A 16,812-nucleotide genomic window follows, 5' to 3' on the forward strand; every position below is an offset into this window, starting at 1 on the left:
GGAGACGACGATGACGACTCTGGAGATCCTGAACACCGGACCGCTCGCGCTGGTCGAAGACCTCGGCCGGCCCGGCCTGGCACACCTGGGCGTGACCCGTTCGGGTGCCGCCGACCGCCGCGCGCACACCCTGGCCAACCGCCTGGTGGCCAACCCCGGCGACCGAGCCACTGTCGAGGTGATGTTCGGCGGCCTCACCGCCCGCGTGCGCGGCGGTGACATCGCCGTCGCGGTCACCGGCGCCGACGCCGATCCCGCCGTGAATGGAAAACCGTTCGGCACCAACAGCATCCGCTACGCCCACGACGGTGACGTGATCTCGCTGGGTGTGCCGCGCTCCGGCCTGCGCAGCTACCTCGCGGTGCGCGGTGGCTTCGACGTCGCCCCGGTGCTCGGCTCACGCAGCTACGACGTGATGTCGGCGATCGGTCCGCAGCCGCTCAAACCCGGCGACGTCCTGCCTGTCGGGGAGCACACCGAGGACTTCCCCGAACTCGATCAGGCGCCGGTGGCCGCGATCGACGACGACGTCGTCGAATTGCATGTGGTGCCCGGCCCGCGGGACGACTGGTTCGTCGACCCCGATGTCCTGGTGCGCACCAACTGGCAGGTGACCACCCGCAGCGACCGGGTCGGCATGCGGCTGGTCGGTATGCCGCTGGAGTACCGGTGGCCGGACCGGCAGCTGCCCAGTGAAGGGGCGACCCGCGGATCGATCCAGGTGCCGCCCAACGGGTTTCCGGTCATCCTCGGTCCGGACCATCCGGTGACCGGCGGATACCCGGTGATCGGCGTCGTGACCGACGACGACATCGACAAGGCGTCGCAGGCGCGGCCCGGCCAGACGGTCCGGCTGCACTGGTCGCGGCCACGTAAACACGCCGGGTGAACCGCGCCGCAAGGCGGCCGACACTGGTAGAACGGCAGGTGTGCAGCCCGGAGACCTGTCCGTACCCCTGCGGGTGCGGGACGTCCACACCGCGCGGCTGGTCCACACCGCCGATCTCGACAACGAGACCCGCGAAGGCGCCCGCCGCATGGTGGCCGCCGCCTTCGACGGCGACTTCACCGACGACGACTGGGAGCACGCGCTCGGCGGGATGCACGCGCTGATCTGCAGCCACGGCGTGCTGATCGCCCACGCCGCGGTGGTGCAGCGCCGGCTGCTGTACGGCGACACCGTGCTGCGCTGCGGATACATCGAGGCCGTCGCCGTGCGCGAGGACTGCCGCAGACAGGGCCTCGGCACCGCCGTCATGGACGCGTGCGAACAGGTGGTGCGCGGCGCTTACCAACTCGGCGCACTCGCGACCTCCGACGTGGCCCGGCCGATGTACCTGGCCCGGGGCTGGATTCCGTGGCAGGGCCCGACCTCGGTGTTGGCCCCCGGTGGGCGCGTCCGCACCCCGGAGGACGACGGGTCGGTGTTCGTCTTCCCCGTCGGCTCGGCTCTCGGGTACACCGACCTCGACACCTCCGCCGAGCTGACCTGCGACTGGCGCCGCGGCGACGTCTGGTGACCTCACACCGCATCGCCGGCGGTGGTGAGCGGAATTTCACGGCGGGGTCATCGCGTGCAGCGTCGGGGTAATGAACACTTCCTACCGTTGCCGCCATGTCGCACCGCATCACCGACTGGGATCCCGAGGACACGGTCGCATGGGAAGCCGGTAACAAAAACGTCGCCCGCCGCAACCTGATCTGGTCGGTGGCCGCCGAGCACATCGGCTTCTCCGTGTGGTCCATCTGGTCGGTCATGGTGCTGTTCATGCCGGAGGCCGTCTACGGGTTCACGGCCGGAGACAAGTTCCTGCTCGGCGCGACCGCCACCCTGGTCGGCGCGTGCCTGCGGATCCCCTACACCCTGGCCACCGCCACGTTCGGCGGGCGGAACTGGACGGTGTTCTCGGCGTTCGTGCTGCTGATCCCGACACTGGGCACGATGGTGCTGCTGGCCAATCCCGGTTTGCCGCTGTGGCCGTATCTGGTCTGCGCCGCGCTGGCCGGCTTCGGCGGCGGCAACTTCGCCTCGTCGATGACCAACATCAACGCCTTCTATCCGCAGCGGCTCAAGGGATGGGCGCTGGGCGTCAACGCGGGTGGCGGCAACATCGGGGTGCCGATGATCCAGTTGGTCGGCCTGCTCGTCATCGCCACCGCCGGAAACCGGGCACCGTACTGGGTGTGCGCGGTCTACCTGGTGGCCCTGGCCGTCGCGGGGATCGGCGCGGCGCTGTACATGGACAACCTCGAACAACACAAGATCGACTTCTCGGCGATGAAAGACATTCTGCGCGTTCGTGACACGTGGGTGATCTCGCTGCTCTACATCGGCACCTTCGGATCATTCATCGGCTTCGCGTTCGCGTTCGGCCAGGTGCTGCAGATCAATTTCGCCGCTCGCGGTCAGAGCGCCGCCGACGCGTCGCTGCACGCCGCGCAGATCGCCTTCGTCGGCCCGCTGCTCGGCTCGCTGGCACGGGTGTACGGCGGCAAGCTCGCCGACCGGATCGGCGGCGGCCGCGTCACGCTGGCGGTGTTCGCCGGCATGATCCTCGCGGCCGGGGTGCTGGTCACCGTCAGCACGCTCGACGACGGCAATCCCGGTGCGGCCACCGCCGCCACGATGATCGGTTACGTCGTCGGGTTCATCGCCCTGTTCCTGCTGTCCGGCATCGGCAACGGCTCGGTGTACAAGATGATCCCGTCGATCTTCGAGGCGCGCAGCCGGTCGCTCGACGCCGACGAGGTGCACCGCGCCGCCTGGTCGCGCGCCATGTCCGGAGCGTTGATCGGCTTCGCCGGGGCCGTCGGTGCACTCGGCGGCGTGGGTATCAACCTCGCGCTGCGGCAGTCCTACCTGTCGAGCGGTTCGGCGACCGCCGCGTTCTGGATCTTCGCCGCGTTCTACGTGCTGGCGTCCGCGGTCACCTGGATCATGTACGTGCGGCGTCCGGGTGGGGGCGCCGTCGAGCGCGCCGCACACCCCGACCTGGCCCGGGCGTGACCACCGGATCCGTGGGCAGGGCTGACAACGGCGTCGCCCTGCCCACACCGATTGCGATGGGCCGATTGCGGCAATGCCATGGCAATGGCCGGGAAACAGATACGAAACACGACCTGCATACACAGAACACATGAGTGAGCCCGACTGGCTGCCGCTCACCGGATTCCGGGTGGCAGTGACCTCCGCCCGTCGCGCCGACGAGCTGAGCGCCCTGCTGCGCCGCCGCGGTGCCACCGTCACCAGCGCCGCCGCGATCGCGATGGTGCCTCTGCCCGACGACGACGAGCTGCGGACCAACACCCGCGCGCTGATCGACAGTCCGCCCGACATCGTCGTCGCCACCACCGGCATCGGCTTCCGCGGCTGGATCGCCGCCGCCGACGGCTGGGGCGTCGCCGCCGAACTGACCGCGGCACTGGAGCGGGCCCGGATCGTCTCCCGCGGCCCCAAGGCCACCGGCGCACTGCGGGCCGCCGGGCTGCCCGAGGAGTGGTCACCCGACTCGGAGTCCTCCCGGGAGGTGCTGCGCTACCTGGTCGACGGCGGCATCGCGGGGAAGCGCATCGCCGTCCAACTGCACGGCGCCACCGACGACTGGGACCCGTTCCCCGAATTCCTCGACGAGATGCGCGCCGCGGGCGCCGACGTCGTCCCGATCCGCGTGTACCGGTGGCGGCCCGCGCCCCGCAACGGCGAGTTCGACCAACTGGTGGCCGGCATCGCCGAGGAGAAGTTCGACGCCGTCAGCTTCACCTCGGCGCCCGCGGTGGCGTCGGTGCTGATGCGCGCGACCGAGATGGGCGTCATCGACCAGGTCCTGACCGCGATGCGGACCAACGTGCACGCGATGTGCGTCGGCCCGGTCACCGCGCGCCCGCTGGCGCGGCTCGGCGTGCCCACCTCGGCGCCCGAACGCATGCGACTGGGCGCGCTGGCCCGCCACATCACCGACGAACTGCCGCTGCTGCAGGCGCGCACCGTACGGGTGGCCGGCCACCTGCTGGAGATCCGTGGCACCTGTGTGCTGGTCGACGGCGTCGTGAAATCGCTGTCTCCGGCCGGTATGGCCACCATCCGCGCCCTCGCGCACCGGCCGGGTGCGGTGGTGTCGCGCACCGACCTGCTCGGCGCGCTACCCGGCAGCGGGACCGACACCCACGCAGTGGAGACCGCGGTGCTGCGGCTGCGGACCGCGTTGGGAGACAAGCAGATCGTGTCGACCGTCGTGAAACGCGGATACCGGCTCACTGTCGACGACGACCTCGCGGAGGCGCTGTGAACCGAATCCTCGTCGCCCATGGCACCCGCAAGGCCAGCGGCGTCGCGCTGATCGGTGACATCGCCGAACGCGTCTCCGTGGCGCTGGCCGCGCCGGTCGACATCGCCTTCGTCGACGTACTGGGGCCCACCCCGGCCGACGTGCTCCGCACGATGCCCGATCGCCCGGCCGTCCTGGTGCCCGCATTCCTGTCGCGCGGCTACCACGTGCGCGCCGACATTCCCGAGCACGTGGCGGCCAGCGGCCATCCCGACGTCACGGTCGCACCGGCGCTGGGCCCCGACCCGCAGCTGGTGCGGGTGCTGGCCGACCGACTCGTCGAATCAGGTTGGTGCCCAGACGATTCAGTGATCCTCGCCGCTGCGGGCACCTCCGATCCTGGCGCGCTGCGTGATCTGCACACCACCGCCACGTCACTGTCGGCGGTCACCGGTGCGCGCGTCGACCTCGCGTTCGCCGCCACCGGGCTACCGCGGATCGGTGATGCGGTCGCCTCGGTGCGCCGGCGCGGCGCCCGGCGCGTGGTGGTGGCGTCCTATCTACTGTCGGAAGGACTCTTCCAGGACCGGCTGCGAGCCAGCGGCGCCGACATCGTCACCGACCCGCTCGGCACCCACCCCGGGCTGGTGCGGTTGATCACCAGCCGATTCCGTCGGGCCCGGGTTCCGGTCGCCGCCTGATCGCGTTGTCCAGGACGCCGGTCCTCGTCAACTTTCATGTCGCCGACCCCACCCCGCCCCCTGGGGCGACGGCGAAACAACGCGGGTTGGGTGGCCGCCGGCGGGGTATCTGACCGGCATGAATCTCCATCGCATCCTCGCCAGCGTCGAAGAGGTGACGTCGCTGGACGCAGCTGCCGACACCAGCGCCCGCATCGCCAGTCAAGTCGTGGACGGCGCCGGGCTGGGCCGGATCCTGCGCGGCTCGTGGCTCGGCCACCCCGTCCACCCGCTGTTGATCACCCTGCCGATCGGCACGTGGATGACGTCGGTGGTCTTCGACGTCGTGTTCAAGGACGTCGCGACGGCGCGCCGTCTCATCGGGGTGGGACTGGCGGCGACACCGCCGACCGTGCTGGCCGGGTGGGCGGACTACGTGCTGCTCAACAAGCGTCAGCAGCGGGTCGGCCTGGTGCACGCGGTGTCCAACGCCGTCGGGGTGACGATGTTCGGGCTGGCCTACCGGGCGTACCGGCGGGAACGGGTGCGCGCCGCACGCGTCTACAGCCTGCTCGGCCTGGCGTCGATCAGCGTGGGCGGCGCCCTGGGCGGCCACCTGTCCTACGCGCAGGGCGCCGGGATGTTCCGCTGGCAGCCGGTACGCGCGGTCACCCACCGCAACCCGGTGGAGTACCGCCGCGCGGCCTGAGCCCTACGCCGCGATCTCGACGAAACCGTCGGCGGTCCGCCGAGTCCGGTACACCGGCAGCGCCACCGACGGATCGTCGAGGCACGTGCCGTCGTCGAAGGCGAAGGCCTGCTTCTTGATCGGGGACTGCACGGTGGCCCGTCCGCCGCGGTCCCCGGTGATGCCGCGCGACATCACCGCGGCGCCGGAGAACGGGTCGATGTTGCCGACCGCGTGCAGGCTGCCGTCATCGAGACGGAACAGCGCGGCCTGCGAGCCGTCGGGCAGCAGCACCCCGACCCCGCGGCACGGGATCAGGAACTCGTAGCGGCAGGCCACCGTCCACGTCGCCGGTGGCGCTGCGGTGAGGTCGGTGCGGTCGTCGAGAAGTGTCACTGGGTCTCCTGAAGCGGTCGGACGGTGGGCATCCCGATCGGCACCGGCACTTTGCGGCCGGCGTTCTCGGTGAAGGTGATGGTCGGGTCGGACACGTCGGGCGCGTTGACGAACGACACGAAGCGCGACAGCTTGTCGGGATCCTCGAGCACGCCCTTCCACTCGCACGCATAACCGTCGACATGGCGGGCCATCGCCGCCTCGAATTCGCCTGCCAGACCGAGGGAGTCGTCGCAGACGACCTCACGCACGTGGTCGAGGCCGACCTGCTCCACCCACGGCGCTGTGCGCTGCAGCCGGTCGGCGGTGCGGATGTAGAACATCAGGAACCGGTCGATGTAGCGGATCAGTGTGTCGTCGTCGAGGTCGCCGGCCAGTAGTTGCGCGTGTGCGGGGGTCATCCCGCCGTTGCCACCGACGTAGAGGTTCCAGCCGTGTTCGGTGGCGATGACGCCGACGTCCTTCCCGCGCGCCTCTGCGCATTCGCGGGCACAGCCGGACACCCCCATCTTGATCTTGTGCGGGGCGCGCAGACCGCGGTATCGCAGTTCGAGGTTGATGGCCATCTGCACCGAATCCTGCTGACCGTAGCGGCACCAGTCGCTGCCGACGCAGCTCTTGACCGTGCGCAGCGACTTGCCGTACGCCTGACCTGATTCCATGCCACCCTCGACGAGCCTGCGCCAGATCTCGGGCAGCTGGTCGACGGTGGCGCCGAACATGTCGATGCGCTGACCACCGGTGATCTTGGTGTACAGGCCGAAGTCCTTCGCGATCTCCCCGATCAGGATGAGGTGCTCGGGTTTGATGTCGCCGCCGGGCACCCGGGGAACGACCGAGTAGCTGCCGTTGCGCTGGATGTTGGCCAGGAAGTGGTCGTTGCTGTCCTGCAGCGCGGCCTGCTCACCGTCGAGGATGTGGTCCGAACTCGTCGACGCGAGGATCGACGCCACGGTGGGTTTGCAGATGTCGCAACCCTTTCCGGTGCCGAACTTCTCGAGCAGACCCGAGAACGTCCGGATCTCCGTCGCCGAGATGATCTCGAACAGTTCGGCCCGCGACTGGGCGAAGTGCTCGCACAACGCTTTCGACTGCTCGACGCCCTCGGCTTCGAGGAGCTGCTTGAGCAGCGGTACGCACGACCCGCACGACGTGCCGGCCTTGGTACACGCCTTGAGGCCCGCGACATCACAGCAGCCACCGGCGATCGCACCGGTGAGATCACCCTTGGTGACGTTGTTGCACGAGCAGATCTGTGCGGCGGCCGGCAGTGCGCCGACGCCGAGTGCGCTGTCGGCTCCGCCCGCACCGGCCGGCGCGATGAGCGCCATCGGGTCGCCCGGCAGCTGCTCACCGACCATGGGCCGCAGAACGCCGTACGCCGAGGCGTCACCGACCAGTACGCCGCCCAGCAGCGTCTTGGCGTCATCGGAGAGCACGAGTTTGGCGTAGGTCTGATTGACCGCGTCGTTGACCACCACCTCGAGGCAGTCCGGGGTGCGGCCCATCGCGTCGCCGAAGCTGGCCACGTCGACACCGAGCAGTTTCAGCTTCGTCGACAGGTCCGCCGCACCGAACTCGGCGGCGCCGCCGAGCAACCGGTCCGCGACCACCTCCGCGCTGGTGTACCCCGGGCCGACCAGTCCGTAGCAGCGGCCGTCGATGGCGGCCACCTCACCGATCGCGTAGACGCGCGGATCCCCTGTGGTGCAGGACGAATCCGTGAGGACACCACCGCGTTCGGCGATGTCCAGACCGGCCGCGCGGCCCAGTTCGTCGCGCGGGCGCACGCCCGCGGCGAAGATCACCAGCCCCGCCTCGATGGCCGATCCGTCGCTCAGCCGGACGGTGACCGAATCGCGGTCGGTCGCCTCGATCGCGTCGGTGCCGACACCGACGTGCACATCGATCCCGAGGTCGGTGACCATCCGGCCCAGCAGGTGTCCCCCGGCCTCGTCGAGCTGCTGGTTCATCAGCCAGGGCGACCGCTCGACGATGTGCGGCGCCAACCCGAACTGGCGCAGCGCATTCGCGGCCTCCAGGCCGAGCAGGCCGCCGCCGATCACCACACCCACCGGGGTGTGACCGGCGGCCACGCTGCGCTGCGCGTCTGCGCGGATCGCGTCCAGGTCGTCGAGGGTGCGGTAAACGTGGCAGGCGGGCAGTTCATGGCCCGGCACCGGCGGCACGAACGCGTACGAACCGGTGGCCAGCACCAGTGCGTCGTAGCCGACCGTCGTCCCGTCCTCGGTCCGCACGGTGCGCGCGTCGCGGTCGATGGAGGTGACCCGTTGGTTGAGTCGCAGGTCGACGAGGTCGTCGCCGCGGTAGTCGTTTCCGGCCAGCGCGAGCAGCGTTCGGTTCCAGTGCTCGGTGTAACCGGTCAGGCCGACCCGGTCGTAGGCGGCCTCCGATTCCTCGGCGAGCACGGTGATCTGCCAGGCGCCCGCCTCGTCGCGCGCGCGCAGCGCTTCGACGAAGCGGTGCCCGACCATGCCGTGACCGACGACCACGACGTTCTTCGTTGAGGGCATGGCGCAAGGCTAGGAAGCCGATATTGCCGCGATGTCGCCTTGTGTGAAGCCCCCATCACGGTGTGCTCACCTTGCGCCGCGGGCGGTTGTGAGACCCCGCGTTCCGTTCGCCGTGGGCGAACGCCGCCCCGGGAACATGAGCGAGGTCGACTCAAGTTTTACAGGACAGAAGGCCGGCTCGGGACCGGTCTCGACGATCGTTCGAATGAGGAGGAGAGCATGAGCAACGTGGCCTTGCGGGTGCGACCCGCGTGGGATCTGGATCGCTGGGTCCGCGACTTCTTCGGGCCGGCGGCCGCCGACGACTGGTTCGGCGGAGCGGCCGGACCGGGCTTCAACCCCGCCGCAGAGATCGCCAAGGACGGCGACGACGCGGTCGTCCGGGTCGAACTGCCCGGTGTGGACGTCGACAAGGACGTCACCGTGGAGGTCGACAACGGCCAGCTGGTGATCCACGGTGAGCGGCGTGACGAACGCAGCGAGGACAAGGACGGCCGGACGCTGCGCGAGATGCGGTACGGATCGTTCCGGCGTTCGTTCCGGCTCCCGCAGCACATCACCGGCGACGCCGTCTCGGCGTCCTACGACGCCGGCGTGCTGACGGTCCGGGTGGCCGGCGCCTACGCCGGTGCCGCGCCGCAGCGCATCGCGATCGAGAACAAGTAACACCCCCGGCGCACCTCGAGGCGCCGAGAACGACGTCAGGGTCGTGAATCATCGTGATTCACGACCCTGACTGCTGTCTGGAGGACGAAAAAGCTCAGCGCCAGCGCTCGAGCAGTTCGGTGGCCCGCGTGGCCAGTGCCGCCTGCAGGAACGGACCGAAGCTGATGCGCGCCACGCCGAGCGGGCCGAACGACGCCGGGTCGTCCTGGTCCGGCAGGCCGATCGCGTTGACCGGCAGGGGCAGCTCGGCGGTCAGGCGCCGCTGGGTGTCCGCATCGTGGCGGCCGACCGGGTAGAGCACGTCAGCCCCCGCCGCGGCCGCCTCCTTCAGCCGCGCGACCGCCCGGTCCACCCGGTCGGCGTCGTCGCCGTCCTTGCGCAGGAACAGGTCGGTGCGGGCGTTGACCACGACGTGCACGCCTGCGGAGTCGGCGGCGGCCCGCAGCCCTCCGACGAGTTCCGCGTGCTCACCGGACGATCGGAGCCGGCCGCCCTCGCTGTGGACGGTGTCCTCGATGTTCAGGCCGACCGCGCCCACGCTCAGCAGTCCCTCGACGAGCCGCGCGGGCGCTTCGGCGTAGCCCGATTCGATGTCGACCGAGACCGGCACGTCGACGGCCTCGGTGATCTGCGCGACGCGCGTGAGCAGTTCATCGAAGGTCATGCCCTCGTTGTCGGCGCGCCCGACCGAATCGGCGACGGGATGGCTGCCGACGGTCAGCGCCGAGAATCCCGCGCCGACGGCGAGCCGGGCGGACCAGGCGTCCCACACGGTGGGCAGGACCACGGGATTTCCGGGTTGGTGCAAGGCGAGCAGCGCGGTGGCCCGTTGCTGCAGATCTGGGTTCGACACGTGTCCATCCTGCCGCCCCAGACGTGATCTGTCTCACTTCCAAGACAGTGATGTGGCTAGCATCGGATGCGTAATGTGATTCACGACACCCTTCAGCCCAAGGAGGTCACTTGTCCACCACCACCGGATTCGCCGAACTGCACGAACTCATCGGCGGGTTGCGACGCTGCGTCACGGCGTTGGCGTCTCAGTACGGCGACTCCCCGGCGATGCGCCGCATCGTCAACGACGCCGAACGCATCCTCAACGACATCGACCGTCTCGACATCGATGCCGAGGAACTCGAACTCGGCCGCGGCTTGAGCAGGCATCACCACGTCGGCGAGAAGATCCCGATCCCCGACACCCAGTACGACACCGATTTCTGGCGGGGCGTGGACGACGAGGGCCTCGGCGGCACCCGCTGACCGGAACGGGCGGCTCGCCGCCCGCCCCACCATGGCGTGGACGCGCCCACCCGGGTCGCCGCATGCCGTCACCGATTCTCGAAAGGCAACCGTGAGCGCACCGACCGCAGACCGCGAGGGCACCGGCGTCTTCTCCGGGCGACGCGCCCAGATCCCGCAACGGACCCTGCGCACCGACCGCTGGTGGGTGCCGACGGTACTGACCAACCTCGGCCTCGCGGCGTTCGTCATCTACGCGACCGTCCGGGCGTTCTGGGGCAGCGCCTACTGGGTCGCCGACTACCACTACCTGACGCCGTTCTACTCGCCGTGCGTCAGCAAGGGCTGCATTCCCGAGGCCAGCCACTTCGGCCAGTACCTGCCCGACGTGTGGTGGCTGCCGTACGCGGCGTTCTCGCTGCCGTTCCTGCTGCTGTTCCGGCTCACCTGCTACTACTACCGCAAGGCCTACTACCGGTCGGTGTGGCAGTCACCGCCGGGTTGCGCTGTGGCCGAACCACATTCGACGTACACCGGTGAGACCAAGTTGCCGCTGGTCATGCAGAACCTGCACCGCTACTTCTTCTACATCGCCGTGATCATCTCGCTGATCAACACCTACGACGCGATCCTGGCGTTCCGCTCCCCCACCGGATTCGGGTTCGGGCTCGGCAATGTGATCCTCGTCGTCAACGTCGTGCTGCTGTGGACCTACACGGTGTCCTGCCACTCCTGCCGCCACGTCACCGGCGGCCGGCTCAAGCACTTCTCGAAACACCCGGTGCGTTACTGGATGTGGACGCAGGTCAGCAAGCTCAACACCCGGCACATGCTGTTCGCGTGGATCACTCTCGGCACGCTGGTGCTGACCGACTTCTACGTCATGCTGGTGGCCAGCGGCACCATCTCCGACCTGAGATTCATTGGCTGAGTTTTGATTCCACACCAGCACGAAACGACGAGTGAGGTTTGATGGCGGCGACCGACCCCCGACCCAACGACTCCAGCGGTATCGAGCGACACCAGTACGACGTGGTGGTCATCGGTGCCGGCGGCGCGGGTCTGCGCGCTGTGATCGAGGCCAGGGAGCGCGGCCTGCGGGTCGCCGTGGTGTGCAAATCGCTGTTCGGCAAGGCGCATACGGTGATGGCCGAAGGCGGCTGCGCGGCATCGATGGGCAACACCAACCCCAAGGACAGCTGGCAGGTCCACTTCGGTGACACCATGCGCGGCGGCAAGTTCCTCAACAACTGGCGGATGGCCGAGCTGCACGCCAAAGAGGCACCGGACCGGGTCTGGGAGCTGGAGACCTACGGCGCACTGTTCGACCGCACCAAGGACGGCCGGATCAGCCAGCGCAACTTCGGCGGCCACACCTATCCCCGGCTGGCCCACGTCGGTGACCGCACCGGCCTGGAGATCATCCGCACCATGCAGCAGAAGATCGTGTCGCTGCAGCAGGAGGACAAGGCAGAACTCGGCGACTACGACGCCCGGATCCGGGTGTTCGCCGAGTGCACCGTCACCGACCTGATCTTGGACGAGACCAGCGGCGAGAAAAGGGTGGCCGGGGCGTTCGGCTACTGGCGCGAGAGCGGTCGGTTCATCCTGTTCGAGGCGCCCGCCGTCGTGCTGGCCACCGGTGGCATCGGCAAGTCCTACAAGGTCACGTCGAACTCCTGGGAGTACACCGGCGACGGCCATGCCCTGGCCCTGCGGGCCGGCGCGACGCTGATCAACATGGAGTTCATCCAGTTCCACCCCACCGGGATGGTGTGGCCGCCCAGCGTGAAAGGCATCCTCGTCACCGAGGGCGTGCGCGGCGACGGCGGTGTGCTGAAGAACTCCGACGGTAAGCGCTTCATGTTCGACTACATCCCGGACGTGTTCAAGGGGCAGTACGCCGAGTCCGAGGACGAGGCCGACCAGTGGCTCAAGGACAACGACTCCGCCCGCCGCACACCGGACCTGCTGCCCCGCGACGAAGTGGCGCGCGCCATCAACACCGAGGTGAAAGAAGGGCGCGGCACCCCGCACGGCGGCGTCTACCTCGACATCGCCTCACGCATGAGCTCCGAGGAGATCAAGCGCCGGCTGCCGTCGATGTACCACCAGTTCATGGAGCTCGCCGAGGTCGACATCACCACCGATGAGATGGAGGTCGGGCCCACCTGCCACTACGTGATGGGCGGCATCGAGGTCGACCCGGACACGGGCGCCGCCAAGACCGCAGGCCTGTTCGCCGCGGGCGAGTGTGCGGGTGGCATGCACGGCTCGAACCGGCTGGGCGGCAACTCGCTGAGCGACCTGCTGGTGTTCGGCCGCCGCGCCGGGCTGGGCGCCTCCGACTACGTGCGGGCGCTGAGTGATCGGCCGACGGTGTCGGAGGAGGCGATCGAGGCGGCGTGCCGGCTCGCCCTGGCGCCGTTCGACGGGCCGAGCGAGGGTGAGCCGGAGAACCCCTACACCGTGCAGCTCGACCTGCAGGACACCATGAACGAGCTGGTCGGCATCATCCGCAAGGCCGACGAGATCACCGAAGCCCAGACCAAACTCGACGAACTGCGGGAGCGGTTCAAACGCCTCAAGGTGGAAGGGAACCGGCACTTCAACCCGGGCTGGCACCTGGCGATCGACCTGCGCAACATGCTGCTGGTCAGCGAGTGCGTGGCCAAGGCGGCGCTGGAGCGCACCGAGAGTCGCGGCGGTCACACCCGCGACGACTACCCGGCGATGGAAGCGAAGTGGCGCAAGACGCTGCTGGTGTGCCGGGCCGTCAACGATGGGGCCGGCGACTCCGTGGTCCCGAGCGTCACGGTCACCCAGGAGGACCAGGTGCCGATGCGTGACGACCTGCTCGAGTTGCTCGACATCGAAGAGCTCGAGAAGTACTTCACCGACGACGAACTCGCCAACCACCCGGCAAGGAGGAGCTCATGAGCTACCAGGCGAAGTTGCGGGTGTGGCGCGGTGACGAAGAGGGCGGCGCCCTGCAGGACTACACCGTCGAGGTCAACGAGGGCGAGGTGGTGCTCGACATCATCCACCGCCTGCAGCAGACCCAGACCGGTGACCTGGCGGTGCGGTGGAACTGCAAGGCGGGCAAGTGCGGATCCTGCTCGGCGGAGATCAACGGCCGCCCGCGCCTGCTGTGTATGACCCGGATGTCGACCTTCGGCGAGGAGGAGACCGTCACCGTCACACCGCTGCGCACGTTCCCGGTCATCCGGGATCTGGTGACCGACGTGTCGTTCAACTACGAGAAGGCCAGGGAGATCCCGGCATTCACGCCGCCGAAGGACCTCCAGCCCGGCGAGTACCGGATGGCGCAGGAGGATGTGAACCGGTCACAGGAGTTCCGCAAGTGCATCGAGTGCTTCCTGTGCCAGAACGTCTGCCACGTCGTGCGTGACCACGAGGAGAACAAGAAGGCGTTCGCCGGTCCGCGCTACCTGATGCGGATGGCCGAACTGGACATGCATCCGCTCGACGTGCACGAGCGCCGCGCCGAGGATGCCCAGGAGGTTCACGGGCTCGGCTACTGCAACATCACCAAGTGCTGCACCGAGGTCTGCCCCGAACACATCAAGATCACTGACAATGCGCTGATCCCGATGAAGGAGCGCGCGGCGGACCGCAAGTACGACCCGGTGGTGTGGCTCGGTAACAAGCTCTTCCGGAGGCGATGAGCCGGGTAACCTCGGTCACAGCGGCCAATCAACGACGAAAGGCAGCCTGATGACCCTCAGTCACACGCACAGCCTCAACGACATCCGCACGGCGATTCGGCAACTGTCCATGCGCGCCGACCTGGCCCGCAAGGAGGGCAGACCCGCCGACGCCGCCGAGATCGAGCGGCGTATCCAGAACTACCGCGACGAGCTCGCGGCGCGACCGTAGTCTCGGTGGGTCAGCTGCCGAGGCGGCGGAACGTGCTGCGGTGGAACACGATCGGCGCGATGTCGGGGTGGACCGTGATGTCCTCGACCCGCAGGATCACGATCGTGTGATCCCCGGCCTCGACCAGGTCGTGGATCGAACTGTCCAGCCACACGCTGGTGCCGTTGATGAACACGGCGCCGGCCTCGGTCGAGGTGGTCTCCAGCCCGGCGAACCGGTCACCGGCCTTGGCCGCCAAGGTGCGCGCGGCCGCGTCGTGTGACTCCCCCAGCACGCTGATGCCCAGCCGGGGCAGATCCTTGAGTTTCGGCCACGTCGTCGACGTGTTCTGCACACAGAACGACACCAGCGGCGGATCGAGCGACACCGGTACGAACGTGCTCGCGGCGAGGCCGACGCGCGTGCCGTCGGTCTCGGCGGCGATCGCGATGACGCCCGTCGGGAAGTGGCCGAACGCCTCGCGCAGCGTGGCCGGGTTCAGTTCTGTGCGACTCATAGCGTGGTCCATCTTCACACGCGACACCCGGGGACACCATGGTCGCGCTCCCGATGAGCGGAAAGCCGGTCTCCGCCAGGTAGCCTGACGCGCGTCATGTGGATACCGCTGCTGCTGATGGCTGTCGCTGCCAGCCTCGAGCCGGTTCGGGTCGGCATGACGGTGCTGATGATCAGCCGGCCACATCCTGCGCGGCAACTGCTCGCATTCCTCGCCGGCGGCTGCGCGATGGCGACTGCGGCGGGGCTGGTCGCGCTGTTCCTGCTGCGGCCCGCGCTCGGTTCCGCCGAGTTCACGCTGCCCATGGTGCAGATCGCGGTCGGCGCCGTGGTGTTGGTCAACGCCGCGCTGGTGGTCACCGGTGTGTGGGGGCGCGGCCGCGACGCCGCGCACCTCGCGGAGACCAGGTTCGGACCGCTCGCCGCTCGCACGCGGCGGGTGTTCACCGGGCCGTCGCTGTGGACGGCTGGGGTCGCGGGTCTCGGCGTCGCGCTGCCGTCGGTCGACTACCTCGCCGCGCTGGCGCTCATCGTCGCCTCCGGCGCCGCGATCGGGATCCAGCTCGGCGCCCTGCTGCTGTTCAACGTGATCGCGTTCGCGCTCGTGGAGATACCGCTGCTGTGTTACCTGGTGGCGCCGGATCGCACCCGTGCGGCGCTCGCGGCACTGTACGAGTGGCTGCGCGCGCAGGGCCGCCGAGGCGTCGGGGTCCTGCTGGCCGTGATCGGCTGCGCGCTGCTCGGGGTCGGGTTCGCGGGCCTCTAACCGCCGGGCGCGGGCTGGTTGTTGAGCACGTACTGCAGTCCGGACAGCAACTGGGACACCGGATCGGCTGCACCGCCGAAGGCGGCCTGAGTGGCCGGCGCGGTGACCTCCGCGGGGTCGTAGCCGTTGACCGGGTCCACCGTGATGGGCGCGGTCAGCGGGTCGTCGTTACGGGAGTAGCCGGCGTCCACATAGGGCAGCAGCACCTCGTCGAGCTTGACCAGCGTCTCCTTGGGCACCCCGAGGTATTTGAAGGGCAGCACCAGCGGCAGGTGCTCCTCGGGAATCATGAACGTCGTCGTCTTCGCGCCGCGCGAGTTGACGGTCGTCCGGATGTTGCGGGGCGGCACCATGCTGGGCTTGGTGAACGCGACCGCGGTGTGACCGGTCGCCAGACCCACGATCGCGTTCGCGACGGAGATCCAATTGTCCGGGCGGTCCGGCCAGTCGGCGATGCTGTCGTAGGCGGAGACGAACTGGTAGGTGTCGTACTGGCTCTCCACCGGCGGCGGGATCCGGTAGTCCAGCGAGGGCACCACGCTGCCGACGGGGAACATCTGCGTCAGGAAGCTCTCGCCGAAGGCGTGCCGTGCGACCGGGTCGCCGTAGGTGGCGAAGCTCAGCTGATCGGGCGGCGGGGCCGCCGGGTCGTAGGCCAGCTTCGCCTGGACGTCGTTGAGCACCATCGCGCCTTCGGACAGCCCGATCGCCGTGCCCCGCCCACCCTCGCGGACGGCGTTGATGACGTTCGGTGTGCCGACGTCGACCGACTCACCGACGCTGGGCCCGTCGATACCCAGACCGGGGAACGAATCGTCCAAGCGGCCGATCCCGGGGAACAGTCGTTCCAGGGTGTGGCCCTGCACCTGTCCGGCGGGATAGTCGACGATCTGCCGATCCAGACCGGGGAACCAGTCCGCGCCGGTGCGCATGATGTATTCGTCGTACGGGATGCCGAGCACGTGGGCGCCGCCCAGCGCGTACGCCCGGCCCGGGGTGCCCAGCGGCGGCGGGCCGTCGGCCGGGGCGGGCGGCGGCGGCACCGGAGTGTCGTCGGCCGTCGCGATCCCGAACCCGAAACAGCCTGCGGCGCCGACGGTTGCCATCGCGGTGCCGAACGCGAGAAGTCGCTTCATACCTTCGTCACCCACTCCTCGCCATATTCGGCCGCACCGTTGCCGAA

18 protein-coding genes are annotated in these 16,812 nt (G+C 69.1%); 13 read left to right on the forward strand and 5 right to left on the reverse strand.

The window, feature by feature from the left end:
- Positions 1-10: 10 nt before the first annotated feature.
- From G6N30_RS19455 to G6N30_RS19480, 6 genes are all read left to right on the forward strand, one after another.
- Positions 11-889, forward strand: coding sequence for a 5-oxoprolinase/urea amidolyase family protein (locus tag G6N30_RS19455; protein WP_134058164.1), 879 nt, complete (start codon positions 11-13; stop codon positions 887-889).
- 67 nt (positions 890-956) lie between these two features.
- Complete coding sequence (locus tag G6N30_RS19460; RefSeq protein ID WP_407664757.1) at positions 957-1,520, forward strand: GNAT family N-acetyltransferase; 564 nt, start codon at positions 957-959, stop codon at positions 1,518-1,520.
- A 95-nt stretch (positions 1,521-1,615) separates the two neighbouring features.
- Positions 1,616-3,007, forward strand: coding sequence for a nitrate/nitrite transporter (locus tag G6N30_RS19465; protein WP_134058167.1), 1,392 nt, complete (start codon positions 1,616-1,618; stop codon positions 3,005-3,007).
- 130 nt (positions 3,008-3,137) lie between these two features.
- Positions 3,138-4,286, forward strand: a complete 1,149-nt coding sequence (locus tag G6N30_RS19470) for a uroporphyrinogen-III synthase (protein ID WP_134058169.1) — start codon at positions 3,138-3,140, stop codon at positions 4,284-4,286.
- Positions 4,283-4,966, forward strand: coding sequence for a sirohydrochlorin chelatase (locus G6N30_RS19475; protein ID WP_134058171.1), 684 nt, complete (start codon positions 4,283-4,285; stop codon positions 4,964-4,966). The genes G6N30_RS19470 and G6N30_RS19475 overlap by 4 nt, the downstream gene beginning before the upstream one ends.
- Before the next feature lie 118 nt (positions 4,967-5,084).
- A complete protein-coding gene (locus G6N30_RS19480) occupies positions 5,085-5,654 on the forward strand; it encodes a DUF2231 domain-containing protein (protein WP_134058173.1) in 570 nt (189 codons plus the stop codon).
- A gap of 3 nt (positions 5,655-5,657) precedes the next feature.
- Here G6N30_RS19480 and nirD read toward each other — a convergent pair whose 3' ends face one another.
- Entirely contained in the window at positions 5,658-6,029 is a 372-nt protein-coding gene (gene nirD, locus G6N30_RS19485) for a nitrite reductase small subunit NirD (protein WP_134058175.1), read from the reverse strand.
- Positions 6,026-8,563: a nitrite reductase large subunit NirB gene (gene nirB / locus G6N30_RS19490; RefSeq protein WP_134058177.1), complete on the reverse strand. Its 2,538-nt coding sequence runs from the start codon at positions 8,561-8,563 to the stop codon at positions 6,026-6,028. Before nirB ends, nirD begins: the two co-directional genes overlap by 4 nt.
- A 219-nt stretch (positions 8,564-8,782) precedes the next feature.
- On the opposite strand from nirB, the gene G6N30_RS19495 reads away from it, so the two are divergent.
- On the forward strand, positions 8,783-9,229 hold the full coding sequence (locus G6N30_RS19495; protein WP_134058179.1) for an Hsp20/alpha crystallin family protein: 447 nt from the start codon (positions 8,783-8,785) through the stop codon (positions 9,227-9,229).
- Between the two features lie 94 nt (positions 9,230-9,323).
- Here the strand turns inward: G6N30_RS19495 and G6N30_RS19500 are convergent, their stop codons facing one another.
- Positions 9,324-10,082, reverse strand: coding sequence for an isocitrate lyase/PEP mutase family protein (locus G6N30_RS19500; RefSeq protein ID WP_134058181.1), 759 nt, complete (start codon positions 10,080-10,082; stop codon positions 9,324-9,326).
- 110 nt (positions 10,083-10,192) lie between these two features.
- On the opposite strand from G6N30_RS19500, the gene G6N30_RS19505 reads away from it, so the two are divergent.
- The 5 genes from G6N30_RS19505 (at position 10,193) to G6N30_RS26945 (ending at position 14,368) form a co-directional block, all read left to right on the forward strand.
- Positions 10,193-10,489 carry an Rv0250c family protein gene (locus G6N30_RS19505; protein WP_134058183.1) on the forward strand — a complete coding sequence of 99 codons (297 nt, stop codon included), beginning with the start codon at positions 10,193-10,195 and terminating at the stop codon, positions 10,487-10,489.
- A 91-nt stretch (positions 10,490-10,580) separates the two neighbouring features.
- Positions 10,581-11,399, forward strand: a complete 819-nt coding sequence (locus G6N30_RS19510) for a succinate dehydrogenase subunit SdhC (protein WP_134058185.1) — start codon at positions 10,581-10,583, stop codon at positions 11,397-11,399.
- 41 nt (positions 11,400-11,440) lie between these two features.
- Positions 11,441-13,408 carry a fumarate reductase/succinate dehydrogenase flavoprotein subunit gene (locus G6N30_RS19515; protein ID WP_134058187.1) on the forward strand — a complete coding sequence of 656 codons (1,968 nt, stop codon included), beginning with the start codon at positions 11,441-11,443 and terminating at the stop codon, positions 13,406-13,408.
- Positions 13,405-14,157: a succinate dehydrogenase/fumarate reductase iron-sulfur subunit gene (locus G6N30_RS19520; RefSeq protein ID WP_134058189.1), complete on the forward strand. Its 753-nt coding sequence runs from the start codon at positions 13,405-13,407 to the stop codon at positions 14,155-14,157. Before G6N30_RS19515 ends, G6N30_RS19520 begins: the two co-directional genes overlap by 4 nt.
- A gap of 49 nt (positions 14,158-14,206) precedes the next feature.
- On the forward strand, positions 14,207-14,368 hold the full coding sequence (locus G6N30_RS26945) for a hypothetical protein (RefSeq protein WP_166674616.1): 162 nt from the start codon (positions 14,207-14,209) through the stop codon (positions 14,366-14,368).
- 10 nt (positions 14,369-14,378) lie between these two features.
- Here the strand turns inward: G6N30_RS26945 and G6N30_RS19525 are convergent, their stop codons facing one another.
- On the reverse strand, positions 14,379-14,864 hold the full coding sequence (locus tag G6N30_RS19525) for a flavin reductase family protein (RefSeq protein ID WP_134058191.1): 486 nt from the start codon (positions 14,862-14,864) through the stop codon (positions 14,379-14,381).
- A gap of 96 nt (positions 14,865-14,960) precedes the next feature.
- Here G6N30_RS19525 and G6N30_RS19530 point away from each other — a divergent pair, with 96 nt between their 5' ends.
- Positions 14,961-15,629, forward strand: coding sequence for a GAP family protein (locus G6N30_RS19530; RefSeq protein ID WP_134058193.1), 669 nt, complete (start codon positions 14,961-14,963; stop codon positions 15,627-15,629).
- Here G6N30_RS19530 and pe read toward each other — a convergent pair.
- Positions 15,626-16,765: an acyltransferase PE gene (pe, locus tag G6N30_RS19535; RefSeq protein ID WP_134058195.1), complete on the reverse strand. Its 1,140-nt coding sequence runs from the start codon at positions 16,763-16,765 to the stop codon at positions 15,626-15,628. The genes G6N30_RS19530 and pe overlap by 4 nt on opposite strands.
- Between the last annotated feature and the right edge of the window lie 47 nt (positions 16,766-16,812).

This window comes from Mycolicibacterium litorale, assembly GCF_010731695.1.
GTDB classification, from domain to species: Bacteria; Actinomycetota; Actinomycetes; order Mycobacteriales; family Mycobacteriaceae; genus Mycobacterium; species Mycobacterium litorale.